This window comes from Brachybacterium netajii (SeqCode), assembly GCF_054114245.1.
This window is the reverse complement of record NZ_JBSYXB010000003.1, coordinates 423,486-442,099: the sequence shown is the minus strand read 5'-3', so window position 1 is coordinate 442,099 and position 18,614 is coordinate 423,486. Positions and strand designations below refer to the sequence as shown.

The 18,614-nt window shown below is 74.7% G+C and carries 15 protein-coding genes; 10 read left to right on the top strand and 5 right to left on the bottom strand.

What is annotated here, in order from left to right:
* Positions 1 to 6 precede the first annotated feature (6 nt).
* The 4 genes from ACXET9_RS09150 to ACXET9_RS09135 all read right to left on the bottom strand — a co-directional run bounded on the left by ACXET9_RS09150 (position 7) and on the right by ACXET9_RS09135 (position 4,926).
* The gene (locus tag ACXET9_RS09150; RefSeq protein ID WP_457886246.1) at positions 7 to 1,431 is read right to left on the bottom strand and encodes a YcaO-like family protein; all 1,425 of its coding nucleotides are present in this window, start codon (positions 1,429 to 1,431) and stop codon (positions 7 to 9) included.
* Entirely contained in the window at positions 1,428 to 2,303 is an 876-nt protein-coding gene (locus tag ACXET9_RS09145; protein ID WP_457886245.1) for a hypothetical protein, read from the bottom strand. The genes ACXET9_RS09150 and ACXET9_RS09145 overlap by 4 nt, the downstream gene beginning before the upstream one ends.
* Before the next feature lie 118 nt (positions 2,304 to 2,421).
* Positions 2,422 to 2,547 carry a hypothetical protein gene (locus tag ACXET9_RS09140; RefSeq protein ID WP_457886244.1) on the bottom strand — a complete coding sequence of 42 codons (126 nt, stop codon included), beginning with the start codon at positions 2,545 to 2,547 and terminating at the stop codon, positions 2,422 to 2,424.
* A 258-nt stretch (positions 2,548 to 2,805) separates the two neighbouring features.
* Positions 2,806 to 4,926 (bottom strand): S9 family peptidase, encoded by a 2,121-nt coding sequence (locus ACXET9_RS09135; RefSeq protein WP_457886243.1) that lies wholly within the window; start codon positions 4,924 to 4,926, stop codon positions 2,806 to 2,808.
* Positions 4,927 to 5,217: 291 nt separating this feature from the next.
* On the opposite strand from ACXET9_RS09135, the gene ACXET9_RS09130 reads away from it, so the two are divergent.
* From ACXET9_RS09130 to ACXET9_RS09085, 10 genes are all read left to right on the top strand, one after another.
* The gene (locus ACXET9_RS09130) at positions 5,218 to 6,420 is read left to right on the top strand and encodes an LLM class flavin-dependent oxidoreductase (RefSeq protein ID WP_457886242.1); all 1,203 of its coding nucleotides are present in this window, start codon (positions 5,218 to 5,220) and stop codon (positions 6,418 to 6,420) included.
* Positions 6,417 to 7,184 carry a CE1759 family FMN reductase gene (locus ACXET9_RS09125; protein ID WP_457886241.1) on the top strand — a complete coding sequence of 256 codons (768 nt, stop codon included), beginning with the start codon at positions 6,417 to 6,419 and terminating at the stop codon, positions 7,182 to 7,184. The genes ACXET9_RS09130 and ACXET9_RS09125 overlap by 4 nt, the downstream gene beginning before the upstream one ends.
* Before the next feature lie 211 nt (positions 7,185 to 7,395).
* Complete coding sequence (locus ACXET9_RS09120) at positions 7,396 to 8,712, top strand: peroxidase-related enzyme (RefSeq protein WP_457886240.1); 1,317 nt, start codon at positions 7,396 to 7,398, stop codon at positions 8,710 to 8,712.
* A 60-nt stretch (positions 8,713 to 8,772) separates the two neighbouring features.
* Positions 8,773 to 9,918 (top strand): ABC transporter substrate-binding protein, encoded by a 1,146-nt coding sequence (locus ACXET9_RS09115; RefSeq protein ID WP_457886239.1) that lies wholly within the window; start codon positions 8,773 to 8,775, stop codon positions 9,916 to 9,918.
* Positions 9,915 to 11,093, top strand: a complete 1,179-nt coding sequence (locus ACXET9_RS09110) for a FecCD family ABC transporter permease (protein ID WP_457886238.1) — start codon at positions 9,915 to 9,917, stop codon at positions 11,091 to 11,093. The genes ACXET9_RS09115 and ACXET9_RS09110 overlap by 4 nt, the downstream gene beginning before the upstream one ends.
* Positions 11,090 to 11,914, top strand: a complete 825-nt coding sequence (locus ACXET9_RS09105; protein ID WP_457886237.1) for an ABC transporter ATP-binding protein — start codon at positions 11,090 to 11,092, stop codon at positions 11,912 to 11,914. The genes ACXET9_RS09110 and ACXET9_RS09105 overlap by 4 nt, the downstream gene beginning before the upstream one ends.
* On the top strand, positions 11,911 to 14,070 hold the full coding sequence (locus tag ACXET9_RS09100) for an FAD/NAD(P)-binding protein (RefSeq protein ID WP_457886235.1): 2,160 nt from the start codon (positions 11,911 to 11,913) through the stop codon (positions 14,068 to 14,070). The genes ACXET9_RS09105 and ACXET9_RS09100 overlap by 4 nt, the downstream gene beginning before the upstream one ends.
* A 104-nt stretch (positions 14,071 to 14,174) precedes the next feature.
* Positions 14,175 to 15,023 (top strand): sugar phosphate isomerase/epimerase family protein, encoded by an 849-nt coding sequence (locus tag ACXET9_RS09095; protein ID WP_457886234.1) that lies wholly within the window; start codon positions 14,175 to 14,177, stop codon positions 15,021 to 15,023.
* Positions 15,020 to 16,012, top strand: coding sequence for a hydroxyacid dehydrogenase (locus ACXET9_RS09090; protein WP_457886233.1), 993 nt, complete (start codon positions 15,020 to 15,022; stop codon positions 16,010 to 16,012). Before ACXET9_RS09095 ends, ACXET9_RS09090 begins: the two co-directional genes overlap by 4 nt.
* 250 nt (positions 16,013 to 16,262) lie before the next feature.
* A complete protein-coding gene (locus ACXET9_RS09085) occupies positions 16,263 to 17,408 on the top strand; it encodes a LacI family DNA-binding transcriptional regulator (RefSeq protein ID WP_457886232.1) in 1,146 nt (381 codons plus the stop codon).
* A gap of 75 nt (positions 17,409 to 17,483) precedes the next feature.
* Here ACXET9_RS09085 and ACXET9_RS09080 read toward each other — a convergent pair whose 3' ends face one another.
* Positions 17,484 to 18,539, bottom strand: a complete 1,056-nt coding sequence (locus tag ACXET9_RS09080; RefSeq protein WP_457886231.1) for a LacI family DNA-binding transcriptional regulator — start codon at positions 18,537 to 18,539, stop codon at positions 17,484 to 17,486.
* Positions 18,540 to 18,614: the final 75 nt, after the last annotated feature.

Here is an 18,614-nt window from a genome sequence, read left to right as displayed (position 1 = left end):
GACGATTCAGGTGTGCGGGAGCGGAGGCAGAGGACGATCCGCGGGGACGGGATCCGGGCGCAGGCCGAGCTCGACCGGCTCGGTGCGCCAGCGCTCGCCGGCGAGGAACGGGGTCGCGGCGGCGGCGTTGGAGTAGGTGCCCGGGGCGATCACGCGGACCGCGGCGAAGCCCGCCTCCTCCACGTCGCCGGTGGTCAGGTCGATGCTCACCGGCTCGACCCCGGCCTCGGCGAGGCGGTCGAGGTAGAGCTCGCGCAGGTCGTCGGCCTCAGGAGACGCAGGAGGTTCCAGCAGGTCGGGCAGCTCCTCGGCGGCGAGCATCCGCTCGGGGCGGCGCAGGCGGTCGACCTCGGCGAGCGCCCGCGGATCCAGGTAGTACTGGGAGTTGCAGCAGAGGTCGTGCATGTCGGAGAGGTCCGGGGCGAAGGAGTCGAGGTAGCGCCGGTCCGCGCGGAACGGGGCGAGGCGCGAGGCGCCGAAGAGCCCGAGGTCGACCGCGAGCCAGGCGCCGCCGTCGGCGTCCAGCAGCCCCTTGGAGTAGGAGCGCAGGCTGACGGCCTCGGCGGCGGCCTTGCGGGCGGCGTCGAGCATCCGCGGCCGGGCCGCGGTGCCGACGGCGAGGATCCGCAGGGCGGCGTCGTGGACGACGACGGCGACCACCGGCACCCGCCAGCGGTTGGGCACGGCGAGCACCGTGAACTCGAGGTCGCCGGTCGCGTCCTCGAGCTCCGCCCGCAGACCCGGGATCCGCTCGTCGGGCACGCCGATCGCCGGGCCGCCGGCCCGCCACCAGACCTCGACGGCGTCGCGCTCGATGATCTCCTCGAGCGCAGAGGTCTCCGCGCGGCGGCGCGAGGAGCCGGCGGCGAGTCCCGCGTAGACGGTCGCGTTGGTGCGGGGCTCGCCCGGATACCGGGTCGCGTGGAAGTTCGGGAACACCAGCGAGGCGGGGACGAGGCGCGGGCCTCCGCCGCGCATCGCGGTGCCGGCGGTCCAGCGCACGGGCAGGTCGCGGGTGAGCGGGAGGAAGGGGAAGCCGGGACGGGCATGCTGCTGCGCCGAGTACAGCAGCAGGCTCTGCGGGTCGATCGCGTCGATGCCGCGGTCCGCGAGCGCGGACCACGACGCCGACGGCAGGCCCGCGGGCACGAAGTTCCCGCAGTAGCGCTCGAGGGCCTCGCCGACGGCGGCCGCCGCGATCGGATCCGCCGGGCGGACGGAGGCGTCGCCGCCGGGCGCGACGAAGCCCATCCCCGTGGACATGCGGTCGCTCGGCCAGGTGCCGTCGCGGCCGGTGTCGGCGACGTGGCCGACGATCATCCGGAATCCGCGCGGCCACTCGGGCGGGCTCGCATAGGCCTCGAGCTCGGTGAGCAGGCCGGTGCGCCGGTCGATCAGGCGCCGCATGGCGGGGGCGACGTCGGGGCTCACCGGGCGCTCCCCTCGAGCGCGCCGGGATCCTGCACGGCGCGGTCCGGAACGGCGCGGTCCGCGGGCGCGAGGAGCGACGGGTCGAGATCCGGGCGCGCGGGATGCGGGCCCTCGGGCCGCGGGTACGGCAGCACCGGGTGGAGGCCGACGCTCAGGTCGGGGGTCACGAGCGCCTGATGCCCGGCGAGCAGGGTCCCGCCGTCGGCGAGCTCGGCGAGGATCCATGCGGCCGCGGCGAGCAGCGCGGACCGGGCGGGACGGGCCCCGCGATGGGCGGGGATGCTCACGGCATCCCGCCAGAGCTCCTCGAGGAGCTCGGGCGCCGGATGCGCGGCCAGCCGACGTCGCCGCAGGTCCTCGAGACCGGGCCCCTTCCCCGGCACGGGGTGGAAGGGGCCGACGGCGATGGAGGCGCCCTCGATCAGCACGGGCAGGTCGTGCCCGGCGAGGGCGAGCCGCTGCTCCTCGAGGTCGTGGCAGACGCGCAGGACGAGCTCGTCCGCGGCCATCGGCCAGGTCGCCGCGACGACGAGCGTCGGACCGAGGGCCGCGCGCAGCACGTCGGCCGCCTCGGAGCTCCCCTCGACCCGGCAGCCGACCGTGCGAGTGCGTCGGCGCGGCACCAGATAGCCCTCGGCCCGCAGGCCCTCGAGCGCCTCCGCGAGGCGGGGCCAGCGCTCGGCGACCCGGGCGGGCTCGGGCAGGGCTCCGCCGGCGGCGCGAACGTCCAGGAGCAGCGGTCTGGCCCCGTGCTCGATGTCCAGCTCGGCGAACTGCTCGTCGACGTCGACGGCCATCAGCACGCCGTCGCGAGTCGTGAACAGCGAGGCGCCGGGGGCGAGGACGTGACCGTCGGGATCGGGACCGGGCATGGCGGAGTGGGCTCCTGGGAGGGGGACGGCGAGGGGCGGGCGGCACAGCGCGGGCGGGCGACGCGGGCGGGCGGACAGCACGGCGGCCCGGCCGGAGGGGCCGGGCCGCCGAGGGGTGTCACTTCCACACGGAGAAGGCAGTCGCCGTGGCGTGGTTCGACGAGTGCAGGGCGATGCCTGCGGGGCGCGTGCCGACCTTGCTGAAGGCGGGCTTCGAGGCGTTGCTCGTGGAGTTCGCGGTCATGATTCACCTCCTTCTCTCTGCTCGACGGGATGTCGGGAGAGAGTCTGAGGAGGCGTGTCCAGCATGGTCAAAGCGTCATATGAGCATGCGTGAATATGCCGCTGGTCAGGGACGATTCCGTCGACGGGCGGGCATGACGAGAGCGGCCCGCCCCTCGCTCCAGGCGAAGGGCGGGCCGCTCTCGGGACGTGCTCCGGGGCCGACGGTCGTCGGCCCGATGATCGGTGGTCGGCGGTCGGCGGCCGGCCGTCGGCGGGATCAGCCGAGCGTCGCCGGGGCCTCCCACTCCTCGCCGCGCACGTGCTCGTCGAGGAAGCCGAGGAAGGTCTCGTACCAGACCTGCGCGTTCCCGCGGCCGAGGACCCAGTGGCCCTCGTCGGGGAAGTACAGGTAGCGGTGGCGGGTGCGTCCGTCGGCGTCGCGCGGGGTCGCCGAGTGCTCGTGCAGGTCGTACCAGAGCGCGTGGCCCTGGGAGATCGGCACGCGGTAGTCCTTGTCGCCGTGGATGACGAGCATCGGCACGACGATGTCCTCGACATGGTCCCGCGGGTTGTAGAGCGCGTTCTGCTCCCGCATGGGGCGCTCCCAGCCGGCGTTGTCGGTGGTGCGGCCCATCGAGGCCGTGTCCCACAGCGAGGCATGGGTGACGATGCAGCGGAAGCGGTCGCCCGTGCGGCCGGCGACCCAGTTGGCCATGTAGCCGCCGTAGGAGCCGCCCGCGAAGGCGGTGCGCTCGGCGTCGACGTCCTCGCGCGCGACGGTCGCATCGGTCAGCGCCATGATGTCGGTGAAGGGCGTGCCGCCGAGCTGATGCTGGCCGCGGTCGATCATCGCCTGGCCGTAGCCGGTGGAGATCGCCGGGTCCGGGAGCAGCACCGCGTAGCCGGCGGCGACGAAGGGGTTCGGGTTCCACCGGTAGGTCCAGGCGTTCCACGAGCCCCAGGGCCCGCCGTGCGCGAAGACGACCAGCGGGTGCGGGCCCTCGCCCTCGGGCAGGCGCAGCCAGGCTCGCAGGGCGGTGCCGTCCTCGGCGGTGGCCTCGACCTCCGTGAGGGTGCCGGCCTGCGCGATCTCGTCGGCCGGGTTCGGCAGCGGCTCGACGACGGCGCTCCCGCCGTCGAGGGCGATCCGCACCGGGTGCGGGGCGACGGCGACGCCGGAGGCGAGCGCGACCACGGCGCCGCCCGCGACGGAGACGCCCGAGAAGGCCAGATCCTGGCCGGGGCCGCCCGCGAGGAGGCGCGGGGCGGCCTCGTCGATCCCGCCGGCCCAGATCGCGCCGCGGCCGTGGTCGTCGCTCGCGGCGACGAGCGTCGCGTCGTCGGCCCAGACGGGGTCGATCCAGCGGTCGAGCTCGGGCCAGACGGGACGGGAGTCGTCGGTCGCGAGGTCGAGGACCTCGACGCTCGAGCCGAGGGACCGGGTCTGCGTCCACACCTGCTCGCGGGAGATCAGGGCGCGGGTGCCGTCGGGGCTGAACTGGCCGGGCCAGAACTCGACGTCCGCGCTCGCATCGCGCACGAGGCGCGGGGCCGTCTCGCCGACGAGGTCCACGAGGTACAGCCGCGGGACGCCGAGGCGGGAGTCGAGGGAGTCGGTCATGGCGACGAGCGCACGCTCGCCCGCCCGGTCCATCGTCCAGCTGTTCAGGCGGCCGGGCGGCAGCGCGACATGGCGGAAGCGGAGGACCTGGTAGCCCTTCTTCTCGTCCTTCGCGTCCTTGCCATCCTCCTCGTCGGCGTCGTCCGCCTCGTCGGCCGACGGCGCGGGCACGGGTTCGGCGGTGAAGACGCTCTCGGGGTGCTCGGGCAGCTCGGCGACCGCGAGGATCGGGCGGGACGGGCCGAGGTCGCTGTCCCAGAAGCGGGTCGGGAAGCCGCTGTGGAGGGCGGCGGTGACCTTGGCCTTCTCGCGCGCGCCGGAGAGCTCGGCATGCTCGGTCTCGTCGGTCGCCTGCGAGTGGACCTCGATCTCGACGACGAGGCGGCCCTCGCCGAGGCGGAGGGCGCTGAAGCCGCCGGGGCGGGAGGCCAGCTCGCGGGCCTCTCCGCGCACGGGCAGCGCCCACAGCTGGGCGTCGTCGGCGCTCTCGCCGTCCTCGCCGATGCGCTTCGCGGTGAAGTAGGTCGTGCCGTCCTCGGCGAGCGCGACGGCGCCGACGGAGGCGCTGCCGCGAGTGAGCGGGAGGAGGGTCCCTCCGTCGGTCCCGTCGATCCCGTCAGTCCCGACGGTCCCGACGATCTCGACGAGGGAGGTGCGGTAGGCGGTGCCGTCGGCGTCCGGGGTCTGGACCTTCGCGACGATGCGTCCGCCGGGGGTGGTGGTGAGGCCGGCCGGACGGGTCGCGTCCAGCAGGTCGGGGATGCTCCTGTGCGTCATGGCTCGCCATCCTGTCACGGAGCTCAAGCGCTCGAGGGCGCAGGGCGGGGCCGAGATCGGGACGAGACCCGACCGCCTCCGGCCCGTCGTCGGCCCTGCGGACATCCCCGCGGGCGGCCCCGCGGAGGGCCCACCGGTGTGACCGCGCCGACCTCCGGACCCCTCGGGACTTGCCAAGCCGACCCAAGTAGTTTAATTTCGAACTATCAGCCGGACGGGCGCCGGACTCCCCCGCGAGGGGCACGGAGGCCGGACCCGATCGGCGCACAGCAACGAGCAGGAGGAGCCGTCATGCAGTTCGGAATCTTCACCATCGCCGACATCACCCCCGATCCCACGACCGGTCGGGTCCCCACCGAGAACGAGCGCCTGAAGAGCATGGTCGCCCAGGCGAAGCTGGCCGAGGAGGTGGGGCTGGACGTCTTCGCGCTCGGCGAGCACCACAACCCGCCCTTCGTCACCTCGTCCCCCACCACGACGCTCGCCTACATCGGCGCGCAGACCGAGCGGATCATCCTCTCGACCGCGACCACGCTGATCACCACCAACGACCCGGTGAAGATCGTCGAGGACTACGCGATGCTGCAGCACCTCACGGGCGGCCGCGTCGACCTCGTGATGGGCCGCGGCAACACCGGCCCCGTCTATCCGTGGTTCGGCCAGGACATCCGCAAGGGCATCGAGCTGGCCGTGGAGAACTACGAGCTGCTGCACCGCCTGTGGCGCGAGGACGTCGTGAACTGGGAGGGCCAGTTCCGCACCCCGCTGCAGCAGTTCACCTCGACCCCGCGCCCGCTCGACGGCGTCCCCCCGTTCGTGTGGCACGGCTCGATCCGCTCCCCGCAGATCGCCGAGCAGGCCGCGTTCTACGGCGACGGCTTCTTCCACAACAACATCTTCTGGCCCATCAGCCACACCAAGCAGATGGTGCAGCTGTACCGCGAGCGCTTCGAGCACTACGGCCACGGCACCGCGGCGCAGGCGATCGTCGGCCTCGGCGGCCAGGCGTTCATGCGGAAGAGCTCGCAGGACGCGATCACCGAGTTCCGCCCCTACTTCGACAACGCCCCCGTCTACGGCGGCGGCCCCTCGATGGAGGACTTCACGCGGCAGACCCCGCTGGTCGTCGGCTCCCCCGAGCAGGTCGTCGAGCGCTACCTGACCATGGCCGACCATGTCGGCGACTACCAGCGCCAGCTGTTCCTCATGGACCATGCGGGACTGCCGGAGAAGACGGTCCTGGAGCAGATCGAGCTGCTGGGCACCGAGGTCGTCCCGGTGCTGCGCCGCGAGCTCGACGCGCGCCGTCCCGCCGACGTCCCCGACGCGCCGACGCACGCCTCGCTCGTCGCGAAGGCCGAGGCCGACCGCGGCGCCTTCGACGACGCCTACCGCTTCGAGACCGGCGACAACTGGACCGGCCTGCGCGCCGAGGACTCCCGCTCCGGGCGGGCCGCCGGCACCGCGACCGCGACGACGGAGGCCCGCCGATGACCGCCCCGATCCGCCTCGCGGTCATCGCCGCCGGGCTCTCCACCCCGAGCTCCACGCGGATGCTCGCCGACCAGCTGGCCCAGTCGGTGCGCGAGCAGCTCACCGCGGCCCCGACGTCGGACGCCGGGTCCCCCGCGACCCCGGAGGTCGAGATCCGCACGATCGAGCTGCGCGAGATCGCCCACGAGATCACCGACATGATGCTGACCCGCTTCCCCGGCGAGCGCCTCGCGCAGGCGATCGACGCGGTGCGGACGGCGGACGCGGTCATCGCGGTCACCCCGATCTTCAACATCGGGCCGTCGGGCCTGTTCAAGTCCTTCGTCGACGCACTCGACAAGGAGCTGTGGGCCGGTCGCCCCGTGCTGATCGGCGCGACCGCGGGCACGGCCCGCCATTCGCTGGCGATCGACTTCGCGCTGCGCCCGATGTTCGCCTACCTCCACGCCGACGTCGCCTCGACCGCGGTCTTCGCGGCCTCCGCCGACTTCGGCGCGGACACCGAGGGCCAGGCCGACGAGCAGCCGCTGTCCGCTCGCGTCCGTCGGGCCGCCGGCGAGCTGGCCGCGCTGATCCGCGCCCGTCGCGCCGACCTCGGCGGGACCGCCGCCGGCCCGACGGCCGGTTCGACCGCCGGTTCGACGGCGAGCTCGGCCGACGAGCAGGCCGAGGGCGCGGACCGGACCGAGGCCGCCGGCCCCGCCACAGGGCTCGATCCCGAGTTCGCGGACTTCGTGCCGATGGGGACGCTCCTGCACCGCTGACCCCGCGGCTCACCCCCGAGGCCGGGGCCGGACACGTTCCGGCCCCGGCCTCGGCGCGTGTCGGCGCGGGCGCCGACGCGTGTCAGTGCGGGCGCCGGAGGGGGCGGCCGCGGACGCCGCAGGCGGCGCGCGTCTCACCGGAGCCGTCGGTCCAGTCACACACGGTCACCAATCTGAGCTTATGGACTCCCAAAGCTCTTATTGTTGAATCGTGTCTTCCTCCTCTGCCCTCGCGCCCTCCTCCGCCGCTCCCTTCCTGGCCGTCCTCGGCGACCTGAGCGGCACCGGCCCCCTGCTCGCGCAGCCCGCCGACGAGACCGCTGAGGCCACTGAGACCACAGGGATCGCAGGGACCGCTCGCCTCGCCGCGCTGATCGCGGCGCTGCGCCCCGGCACCGCCGCCCGCACGCGCGACGCCTGGGCCGCCCTCTACGCCGAGGGCCAGGCCCTGCCGGCCGCCTTCCTGCACTCCGTCGCGGCCGACGTCGCCGCCGCGCAGGGGAACGACCCGCTGCGCGCCTGGCACGCCGAGCGCTCCGCCGCCGACGCCCCTGCGGTCGACACGGCAGACGACACGACCGTGCCCTTCGGCGACGCCGCCTCCCCGAGCCTCGACGCACAGGCCGTGGAGGCGCTGCGCGCGCACGCGCTGCTGCTCGCGGTCTCCCCGAGCCTCGCGCACGGCGAGGACGTCGACGCCCTGCGGGACGCGGGCGCGAGCGTCACGCAGATCGTGCTGATCGCCCAGCTCGTCGCCTTCGAGAGCTACCTGCACCGGCTGGCCCTGACGATCCTCGCGGTCGCCGGGCTCGCCCTGCCGATCGCCTCCGGGCCCGTGCCCGCGACGATCGGCCGCGGGCGTCAGCACGCCGATCACGCGACCACCCCGCAGACCCGTCTCGGCACGCCCCGTCCCACCGCCTACACCCGCGAGCAGCTGCAGTGGGAGCCGTGGGTCGCCGTTCCCGCCGCCGAGGAGCTGACCGCGGAGCAGGTCGTCTCCTTCGCCGCGAAGTCGACCACCAACAGCGTCTACTTCCGCCTGATCTCCCTGACGCCCGCGCTGACCGCGGCCCGTTCGGACATCGACAACGCGATCTTCCTGCCCCGCACGGGCGGCCTGCCCAAGGCCGAGCGCGAGCTCGCCGCGGCGGCGACCTCGAAGGTCAACGACTGCATCTACTGCTGCTCGGTCCACGCCCGCAAGGCGGCCGCGCTCGCGAAGCGACCCGAGGACGTCGACCGTCTGCTCGCGATCTCCCTCGAGCGCGACGGCGACTGGATCGCCGCCGACGTCGCCCCGCTGGCCGCGGGCCAGGACGCGCGCTGGAGCGGGATCGTCCGCCTCGCCGCGGAGATCTCCCGGCCCCGTCCGCAGGCCCCCGCCGAGGTCCTCGAGGACCTGCGCGCGCAGGGCCTCGCCGACGACGAGCTCCTCGACGCGCTCAGCGCGGCCGCGTTCTTCGCCTGGGCGAACCGCCTGATGCTCACGCTCGGCGAGCCGGCCCTCGCCGCCGACGCGGCCTGAGCGGCCCTCGCCGAGCGCCCCGCTCCCCCTCTCCCTCCCTCCTCGCGAAGGAACCCCCTCATGCGCACCACCGTCTCCCCCGCTGACTCCGCCTTCTCCGCCGGCTCCGCCGTCGCCGCGTCGGCCTCCGCCGCCCCGGCCCGCCGCGGCCCCTCCCGCCGCACGGCCCTGGGCCTCGGCCTCGCCGCCCTGCTGCCCCTCGTCGCCGCCTGCGGCGAGGTGACCGTCGAGGGCGCCGAGGAGTCCACCGCCGCGAGCATCACCGTGATCGACGACCAGGACCGCGAGGTCGTCATCCCGCAGCCGGTCGAGCGGGCCGTCGTGCTGAACAGCTACACCAACGAGTTCGTGCGCGCGATCGGCCGGGGCGACGCCGTCGTCGGCATCGACCGCGCCAGCCTGGACCGCCTGCCCTACCTGGACCTGGGCGAGGACGCGATCATCGCCGAGGGCCTGGACCAGCTGAACTACGAGGCGATCGCCGAGCTCGCCCCCGACGTCGTGATCCTGCCGCGCAACGCGGTGTGGTCCGAGGCCGCGGCGCAGCTCGAGAGCTTCTCGATCCCCGTGGTCGTCGCGACCGCCTGGGACACCGAGGTCGTCGAGGACACGATCACGCTGCTCGGGCAGGTGTTCGGGGCCGACGAGGCCGCCGCCTCCGTGATCGCGTTCAAGGACGAGATCGCGCAGGTGCTCTCCGCGAACCTCGAGGGCGTCGAGGCGCGGTCCGTCTACCTCGAGACCGTCGACCCGTACCTGACGACGCTGCCGGGCTCCGGCTTCCACGCGATGATCGAGGCCGCCGGCGGCGAGAACATCTTCGCCGAGGCCTCCGGCGGCGACGCCCAGGAGGAGCTGACCGTGGACCCCGCCGAGGTCGTCACGCGGAACCCCTCGTTCGTGCTCCACGAGTTCGAGCCGAGCGCCGAGGCCGTCGACCGCTTCGACGACCTGCACGCGGAGATCGCCGCGCGACCGGCCTGGAGCGGCATCGACGCGATCGCCGACGGGCAGATCGCGATCGCCAACGGCTGGGCGACGAGCGCGCTGGGCAAGTCCATCGGCGCCCTGTACCTGGCGACCTGGCTGCACCCGGAGGCCTTCGACGGCGTCGACCCCGACGCCTACCTCACCCGCTGGGTCGAGGAGTTCCAGGACGCCGGCTCCCTCGACCCGGCCGAGTACGTGCAGGGGCCCGGAGCATGACCGGCACCCTCGAGACCGCTCCCGCGCAGGACCGCCGCGAGCGGCGCGAGCGGCGTGAGCAGGGCGGGCGGCGTGAGCAGGGCGGGCGGCGTGAGCAGGACGGGTCTGGTCCGGACGCCCGCCGCCGCGAGCGCCCGCTCGATGCGGGCCGGGGCCGTCCGCGCCTGCTGCTGCTGATCATCGGCGTCGTGCTGTCGGCGGCGGCGCTCGTGGTCGCGGTCGCCGTCGGCTCCGGCAGCGCCGGGATCGGCGGCGTGCTGCGGACGGTGCGGCTGAGCGTCCTCGGCGGCACCATGGACGCCGACTTCGCCTCCACCTACGCGGTGGTCCGCGACCTGCGGTTCCCGCGCGCCGTGCTGGCCTTCGCGGCCGGGGCCGCGCTGTCGCTCTCGGGCGTGCTCATGCAGGGCCTGCTGCGGAACCCGCTGGTCAGCCCCTTCACCCTCGGCGTCTCCCCCGCCGCGGCCTTCGGCGCGGCGCTCGTGATCACCCTCGCCGGCACCCAGTACCTGCCGTCCTGGGCGGTGATCGCCGGGGCGATGGTCTCGAGCCTCGCCGTGTCGGCGCTCGTGCTGGGCATCTCCTCGAGCCGCCGCATGTCGGTCGCGACGCTGCTGCTGCTCGGCATCGCCTTCACGCAGATCTTCGAGGCCATGACCTCGGCGCTGCAGTTCACGGCCAACGAGAACACGCTGCAGGCGATCGTCCGCTGGACCTTCGGCTCGGTCAACGACGCGACCTGGTCCGACGCCCTCATCGTCGGGGCCGCGACCCTCGTGGCGCTGCCGATCGCGCTCTGGGCGGCGCGGGACCTCAACGCGATCGCCTTCGCGGGCGATGAGGCCGCCCGCAGCTTCGGCGTGAACGTCGGACGCGTGCGCATCGGGCTGATCGCCCTGTCGGTCGTGCTCGCGGCCGTCGTCGTCAGCTTCTGCGGGATCATCGGCTTCGTCGGCCTCGTCGGCCCGCACATCGCCCGCCTGATCATCGGCTCCGACCACCGCTACCTGCTGCCGTTCTCGGCCCTCGCCGGCGGCGTGCTGCTGCTGATCGCCGACGTCGTCGGCCGCACCGTGATCGCCCCGGCGGTCGTGCCGGTCGGCATCGTGGTCGCCTTCATCGGCGGCCCCCTGTTCGTCTACCTCATCATCACGCGGAGGAACTCGCTGTCATGACCCTCGCGATCGAGAGCCTGTCCTTCTCCTACGGCCGCCGGCAGATCCTCTCCGGCGTCGACCTGCGCGTCGCCGAGGGCACCTTCTGCGCACTCCTCGGCCCCAACGGCTCGGGGAAGTCCACCCTGGTCAAGGCCGTCGCCGGGGTCCACCGCCCCGGCGCGGGCCGGATCCTCGTGGACGGCGTCGACACCGCCTCGCTGGGCCGGCGCGCGCTCGCACGGCTCGTCGGCTACGTGCCGCAGGCGGGCGACGCGCCCTTCGACCTGTCGGTGCGGGAGGCCGTCATGCTCGGCCGCACCCCGCACTTCGGCTTCGCCCCGCGCGCCGTCGACCATGACGCGGTCGACGCGGCGATCGCCCGCATGGGCCTCGAGGAGCTCTCCGAGCGGAGCATGTCCGAGCTCTCCGGCGGACAGGCGCAGCGCGCCCTCATCGCCCGCGCCCTCGCGCAGGACACCAAGGTGCTGCTCCTGGACGAGCCCACGAGCGCCCTGGACCTGCGCTTCCAGATCGAGACCCTGCAGCTCGTGCGCCAGATCGCCCACGAGCAGGGCCTGACCGCGCTGATCGCCATCCACGACCTCAACCAGGCCGCCCGCTACTGCGACCAGACGGTCGTGCTGCACGGCGGCCATCTCGTCGCCGACGGCGCCCCCGAGCAGGCGCTCACCGCCGACGTCCTGCGCGCGGTCTACGAGATCGACGTCGAGGTCCGCACGGACGCCGACGGCGTCGACGTGCGCCCGCGCATCGGGGCCGACGGCACCACCCGCACCGGCGAGCGGCTCCACGCCGACGCGCTGGTCGGCGCCCGATGAGCGCCGCCACGACGCCCGCCGCCACGACGGTCGCCGACCGTCCCCTCGACGCCGTGATCGTCGGCGGCGGACCGCGCGGCGTCGCGACCGTGCTGCGCCTCGCCGCCCGCGCCGAGGCCGCCGCGGCCACCGGCGGGGGCACCGAGATCGCCGGCGAGGGCACCACGAATGCCGGGGGGAGCGCCCCGCGCCCGGTGCGGGTGGCGCTCGTCGACGTCTGCGAGATCGGGCCGGGCGCCACCTGGACCACCGCCCAGACCGGCGCCTATCTCAACAACACGCAGGCCGCCGCCACGACCATCCATCCCGACGCCTCGACCCGCATGTCAGGGCCCGCACGCCCCGGCCCCGACCTCGTGGACTGGGCCCGCGAGGTCGTCGCCGCGGGCGGGCATCCCGCGGGCGCATGGGTGCTCGCGGAGGCGCGCGCCCTCGAGCCCGCCTCCTTCCCGAGCCGCCGCCTGCAGGGCGTGTACTACCGCGACCAGCTCGACCGGGCGATCGCCTCCGGCACGGTCGAGGTCGACGAGCACCGCGACCTCGCGATCGCGCTCGAGGTCGCCGGCGCCGCTGACGCTGACGCTGACGACACCAGCGACATCGACGGTGCCGGTGACGGCGACATCGACGGCGGTCTCCGCACCGTCGTCCTGCGCGACGGGACCCGGCTGACGGCGCCGACGGTCGTGCTCGCGCAGGGCATGGTGCAGGCCCGCCCGTCGGCCGAGGTGCGCGGGCTCGCCGCCGCGGCCGAGCGAGCGGGCCTGCGCTACGTCGCCCCCGGCATGCCCGCCGAACGCGTCTTCACCGACCTCCCCGCCGGGCAGACCGTGCTGGTCAGGGGCCTGGGCGCGAACTCCTTCGATGTCATGGGGCAGCTCGCCGAGCACTGGGGCGGCCGCTTCGAGGCCGTCCCCGGGGATCCCCACGGGCGCCTCCGCTATGTGCCGTCGGGGCGCGAGGCCCGCCTCGTCGTCGGCTCCCGGCGCGGCGCGCCCTACCGCTCGAAGCCCGACGGCGGTCTGCCGGTGCGGCCCTTCGCGGCCCGCTGGGCGACGCCCGAGCTGTTCGACGCGCTGCGCGAGCGCGGCCGCGTCGACCTGCGGCAGGAGGTGTGGCCGGTGCTCGCCCGCGAGTTCGCCCGCTGCTATCTCGAGGCCCTCGCCGAGCACGCCCCCGCGGTCGTCCCGCCGGCGGCCCTCGCCCGCGCGCTCGCGCAGCTCGACGCCGCCCGCACCGCCGAGGAGGCCGACGAGATCCTCGCCGAGACGATCGACGACGAGCGCTGGGCCTGGTCCCTCGCCGAGCTCGAGTCCGCGACCTCCGGCGCCCTGGTCGACGAGGACGGCTGGGCGCGGATCGTCGGCCGCCTCGTCGACGACGAGCTCGGCTCCCTCGCCGAGCCCGCGACCCATCCGCGGGCCGCGGTCAACGGCGCCATGGGGGCGCTGCGCGGGCACGTCGGGCGCCTCGCCGGGGCCGGCGCCTTCACCGGCGCCTCCCTCGCCCGCGATGTGCTGGGCTGGTTCGACGCCTGCGGCCTCTCCCTCGCCTCCGGCCCGCCCGCCGACCGCACCCGCGCGGTCCTCGCGATGATCGAGGCCGGGGTGATCGACCTGCTCGGCCCCGCGCTCGAGATCGGCATCGACGAGGACGGCACAGGTGCGGCCGACGGGGCCGGCACATCCGCGATCGACGGGGCCGCGGCCGACGGGCCGGCGTTCACCGGGCGCTCCGCCGTCACCGGCCGCAGCGTCCGCGCCCGCACGCTCCTGGAGACGCGCATGTCCAAGGGGCGGGTCCCCGAGACCGACGATCCGCTGCTGCGGGGCCTGCTCGACGCCGGACGCGCACGCGTCCACACGGTCGACGGCGTCCCCACGCACAGCATGGAGGCCACCGGCGCCGAGATCTCCGAGGACGCCGCGGGCGGGCACAACCTGGTCGCGGCCGACGGGACGGTCGATCCCGCCGTCGTCGTCCTCGGCATCCCCGCGCAGTCCACGCAGCCCGGCAGCGCGATCGGCGCGACCCCGGGGAAGCCCTCGCCGCTGCTCGCCGGCGCCGACGTCGCCGCCCGGCAGGTCCTGCGCCGACGCCGGGAGGTCGGCGAGACGGTCGGCGAGCGGGCGGTGAGGAGCGCGTCACCGCGGTGAGGTTGCCGCGTCATGCCAGCTCGCGTTGACGCTGGTCGTCGGACATCCTTACAGTCCCGGGCAGGCCACCCGCCGCCCTGCCGACGACGTCGAGGAGTCCGCCGATGATCAGACCGGGTCTGTGCTCCGTCACCTTCCGCGCCCTCGCGGTCGAGGACGTGATCGCGCGCGCCGTCGAGGCCGGCCTCGAGTGCATCGAATGGGGCGGCGACGGGCATGTCCCGCCCGGCGACCTCGCCGAGGCGGAGCGCGTCCGCGCGCTCACCGAGCAGGCGGGGCTCGCCGTCGCCAGCTACGGCGCCTATCTGGGCTTCGCCGACGGCGAGCGCGCCGACGAGATCGACCGCGAGCTGATCGACGCGATCATCGCCACCGCCCGCGCCCTCGGGGCCCCGCGGATCCGCGTGTGGGCGGGCCGGACCCCGTCGGAGGCGACGGATCCCGCGCTGCGCGAGGAGATCGTGCGCCGGATCCGGCTGTTCGCCGACGCGGCGGGGCTCGCCGGGATCGACGTCGGCCTCGAGCACCACGGCGGCACCCTGACCGACGAGATCGGCTCGACGCTGCGCCTGCTCGACGAGATCGACCGCTCCCACGTGCTCTCCTACTGGCAGCCGCATCAGGACATGCCCGCCCCCGAGGCCCTCGCGACGCTGCGCGCGCTGCTCCCGCGGGTCTCGACGATCCACGTGTTCTCGTGGTGGCCCGGGAGCGAGCGCCACCTCCTGGCCGCGCTGCCCGAGCGCGAGGGACTGTGGCGCGAGGCCTTCGCGATCCTGCGCGAGGAGGGCTCGGACCACGACGCGCTGATCGAGTTCGTGCCCGCCGACGATCCCGCCCTGCTCGCAGGCGAGGCCGCGACCCTGCGCGCCTGGATCGCCGGCGCCCCCACGCCCGCGCCCGGCTCCCCCGCCCCCACCCCGATCCCCGCCCCCGAGGAGGCCGCCCGATGAAGGCCCTGCTGGCGATGCCCGAGGGGCTCCCGCACCGCATGTTCTCCCCCGCCCAGCTCGAGCGGCTGCGCGCGCTCGTCGAGGTCGACACCGCGGCGACGACGCCGGATCTCACGGCCGCGCCCGATGAGATCCTCGAGCAGGTCGAGGTGCTGATCACCGGCTGGGGCTCCCCCGTCGTCGACGCCCTCGCGCTCGCCCGGATGTCGCGTCTGAGGGCGATCGTGCACACCGCCGGGACGGTGCGCTTCGTGGTGTCCGACGAGGTGTGGGCGCACGGCGGCATCCGCGTGACCTCGTGCACGGAGGCCAATGCGGTGCCCGTCGCCGAGTTCTCGCTCGCGCAGATCCTGCTCGCCTCCAAGCGCGCCCTCGCCCAGGAGGCCGAGTACCGGCGCACGCATCGGCCCGCCTTCGGCGATCGGGCCAGCACGGAGATCGGCGCCTACGGAGCGGTGGTCGGCCTCATCGGCGCCTCGCGCGTCGGCCGCCTCGTCGCCGAGCACCTCCGACGTTTCGATCTCGAGGTGCTGATCTCCGACCCGTACGTCGACGCCGAGGAGATCGCGGCGCTGGGTGCGCGGAAGGTCGAGCTGACGGAGCTGTTCTCCGCCTCCGACGTCGTCAGCCTCCACGCCCCGGACGTCCCCGCGACCCACGGCATGGTCTCGCGCGAGCTGCTCTCCCTGCTGCGCGACGGCACGACCTTCATCAACACCGCACGTCCCGCGCTCGTGGACATCGACGCGCTGCGCGCCGAGCTCGTCTCCGGCCGCCTCTACGCGATCCTCGACGTGCACGACGACCTCGAGGAGGACGACCCGCTGTGGGGCGTGCCCACGCTGTCGATCACCCCGCACATCGCCGGCTCCCAGGGCAACGAGCTGCACCGCATGGGCGAGGACGCCCTCGAGGAGGTCCGACGACTGGTCGCGGGCGAGGCGCCCCTGCACCCGGTCGACCACGACACCCTCGCCTTCAGCGCCTGAGCCCCGGGCCCCGCCCGCACGCCCGCCGACCCTCCGCACCGCGCCGCGAGTCTCCGGTTCCCCAGGACGCCGCCGCGGGTCCCACGTATCCTGATCCCGTCGGACAGCGGTTGCCATCGGCGTGCGCAGGCACGTCGCGGCACGCGGGGAGGCTTCCCCGCGCCCCGCTCCCGGCATTGCCGGGCATCCTGCCCGCACCGCGCGACCCCGTCGGGGCCGCGGATCGAGACGACAGGGAGAGGGGCCGACGATGGCCGCCGTGCGACTCAGCGATGTCGCCCATGATGCCGGGGTCTCCCTGGCCACCGCCTCACGGGTGCTCAACGGATCCTCCCGCGTGCCGGGCAAGGAGGTCGCCGAGAAGGTCCGCCGCTCGGCCCTCAAGCTCGGCTACGTGCCCAATGCGCAGGCGCAGGCCCTGGCCCGCTCGCGCTCGGGCCTGATCGGCCTGGTCGTCCACGATATCGCCGACCCCTACTTCGGCGCGATCGCCCGCGCCGTCCAGCAGCAGGTCTTCGCCTCCTCCTCGCAGGTGCTGCTCACGCAGACGGATCGCGACGCCGACACCGAGGTGCGGGCGCTGCGCTCCCTCATCGCCCAGCAGGTCGACGCGCTCGTCCTCGTGGGCTCGCACCGCTACGGCGGCGAGTCCGACGACGCGATCCGGCAGCTGATCGAGGGCTTCGCCCGCAACGGCGGCATGGTGGTGGGTCTGGGCCAGTCCCTCGGCGTCGGCCGCACGATCGTCCCCGACAACGCCGAGGCCGCCTACGAGCTCGCGACCGCGCTCGTCGTCGAGGGCCACCGCCGCTTCGCGGTCGTCGAGGGCATCCGCGGGATCCCCTCCGCCGGCGACCGCACCGGCGGCTTCGTCCGCGGCCTCACCGAGGCCGGCATCGAGCCCGAGCTGACCTTCCAGGCCGACCTCACCCGCAGCGGCGGCCACGATGCCGCCCGCCGGGTCGCCGAGCACCTCGCCGCCGCCCCCGCGGGCGCCGATCCGGACCTCCCGCTGTGCCTGTTCGCCCCCGCGGACATCATGGCGCTCGGGACCCTCGGCGAGCTGCGGCGTCAGGGCCTCGCGGTCCCCGAGCAGGTCAGCGTCGCCGGCTTCGGCGGCGTTCCCGACGCCGAGGACGTCCACCCCACGCTCACCACGATCGCCCTGCCCCTCGAGCGGATGGCGCAGCAGGCCGTCGACTGGGTCCTCGGCCGCACGACGAGCCCCGCGGGCGCCGCCGAGGCGGCGGACGGGGATGCGGAGGCGGCGGACGCGTCCGGCGATCAGCAGCCCGACGCCGAGCAGACGGCCCCTGCGGCCCCGGAGCCGCAGGAGATCCACCTGCGCGGCGACGTGGTGCTGCGGGAGTCCACCGCCCTCGCCATCGCCGTCTGACCGGCGCGCTCGGGCGATCTCACCGGCGCGCTCGGGCGATCCGACCGGCACGCTCCAGCCGTCCGACCGGTGCGCTCAGACCGATCCGCGCTCGATCACCCGGAAGCGCGGGCTCACGATCGCGCTCGCCCCGTCGGCCGTGCTGGCATTCGCCCCGTCGGCTGCGCTCGCACCCGCGGCGTCGGCCGACGCGTCGAGCGGGCTCTCGCCGATCATCTCGAGCCCGCGGGCGAAGAGCATGCGGGCGAGACCGCGCGCGTCGTAGTCGATCGTGGTCAGCGGCGGGTCGAGGAAGGCGGACATGGGCTCGTCGTCGATGCCGATGACCGAGAGCTCGGAGGGGACGGCGATGCCCTCGGCGCGCGCGGCACGCAGCAGGGCCGCCGCCCAGAAGTCGTTGTAGCAGGCCACGGCGTCGACGGGCTCCTCGAGGGCGAGCCAGCCGCGCAGGATCTCCTGCACGGGGACGATGCCCTCGGCCTCCACGACCATCGGGATCGCCGCCTCGACGGGTGCGGGCAGCCCCAGCTCCTCGCACGTCCGGCGGACGCCCTCGCGGCGGCCGGCGTCGAAGAGCGCGAGGCTCTGCTCGGTCGCCCCCAGATAGGCGAGGCGGCGGCGACCGGCGTCGGCGAGGCGTCGGACCTGGAGGGCGGAGGCCTGCTCGCCGCCGACGACCTCGCCCTGCAGCGCCCAGCCGTCGACGATCGGGGCGTCGAGGCGGGCGAGCACGCGGAGGTCCTCCTCGGGGACCGGGAGGGTCGCGATCACCAGGCGCGGGTGCAGGTGGACGACGGTGGTCTCGAGGGCGCGATGATCCTCGGAGCGCAGGCTCACAAGCGAGAAGCCGGCGCCCGCGGCGAGCGCCGCGAAGGCGTCCATCATGTCGCCGACGTTGCGGCCGAAGGGCATGTCGTGGGTGACCACGAGGATCACCGGCGGCACCTTCCCGCGCAGCGCGCGGGCGCTGTGGTTGGGGATGTAGCCGAGCTCCTCGGCCGCGGCGCGCACCTTCTCGCGGGTCGGCGCCGAGATCGAATGCCCGGGCCGGTCGTTGAGCACGTAGCTCACCGTCGCGCGCGAGACCCCGGCCCTCCGCGCGACGTCGGCGCTGGTCGCCCGTCCGCCCACGTGCTGCCTCCTTGAATCGACCGAGGACCCAGCCTACAGTGAGGTTACTCGTGTCACCAACCGGTCGCGCCGCCG

Coding starts and splice junctions, on each gene's coding strand:
- ACXET9_RS09145 (WP_457886245.1), bottom strand. CDS start 2,303: ATGCCCGGTCCCGATCCCGACGGTCACGTCCTCGCCCCCGGCGCCTCG.
- ACXET9_RS09140 (WP_457886244.1), bottom strand. CDS start 2,547: ATGACCGCGAACTCCACGAGCAACGCCTCGAAGCCCGCCTTCAGCAAG.
- ACXET9_RS09135 (WP_457886243.1), bottom strand. CDS start 4,926: ATGACGCACAGGAGCATCCCCGACCTGCTGGACGCGACCCGTCCGGCC.
- ACXET9_RS09130 (WP_457886242.1), top strand. CDS start 5,218: ATGCAGTTCGGAATCTTCACCATCGCCGACATCACCCCCGATCCCACG.
- ACXET9_RS09125 (WP_457886241.1), top strand. CDS start 6,417: ATGACCGCCCCGATCCGCCTCGCGGTCATCGCCGCCGGGCTCTCCACC.
- ACXET9_RS09115 (WP_457886239.1), top strand. CDS start 8,773: ATGCGCACCACCGTCTCCCCCGCTGACTCCGCCTTCTCCGCCGGCTCC.
- ACXET9_RS09110 (WP_457886238.1), top strand. CDS start 9,915: ATGACCGGCACCCTCGAGACCGCTCCCGCGCAGGACCGCCGCGAGCGG.
- ACXET9_RS09105 (WP_457886237.1), top strand. CDS start 11,090: ATGACCCTCGCGATCGAGAGCCTGTCCTTCTCCTACGGCCGCCGGCAG.
- ACXET9_RS09100 (WP_457886235.1), top strand. CDS start 11,911: ATGAGCGCCGCCACGACGCCCGCCGCCACGACGGTCGCCGACCGTCCC.
- ACXET9_RS09095 (WP_457886234.1), top strand. CDS start 14,175: ATGATCAGACCGGGTCTGTGCTCCGTCACCTTCCGCGCCCTCGCGGTC.
- ACXET9_RS09090 (WP_457886233.1), top strand. CDS start 15,020: ATGAAGGCCCTGCTGGCGATGCCCGAGGGGCTCCCGCACCGCATGTTC.
- ACXET9_RS09085 (WP_457886232.1), top strand. CDS start 16,263: ATGGCCGCCGTGCGACTCAGCGATGTCGCCCATGATGCCGGGGTCTCC.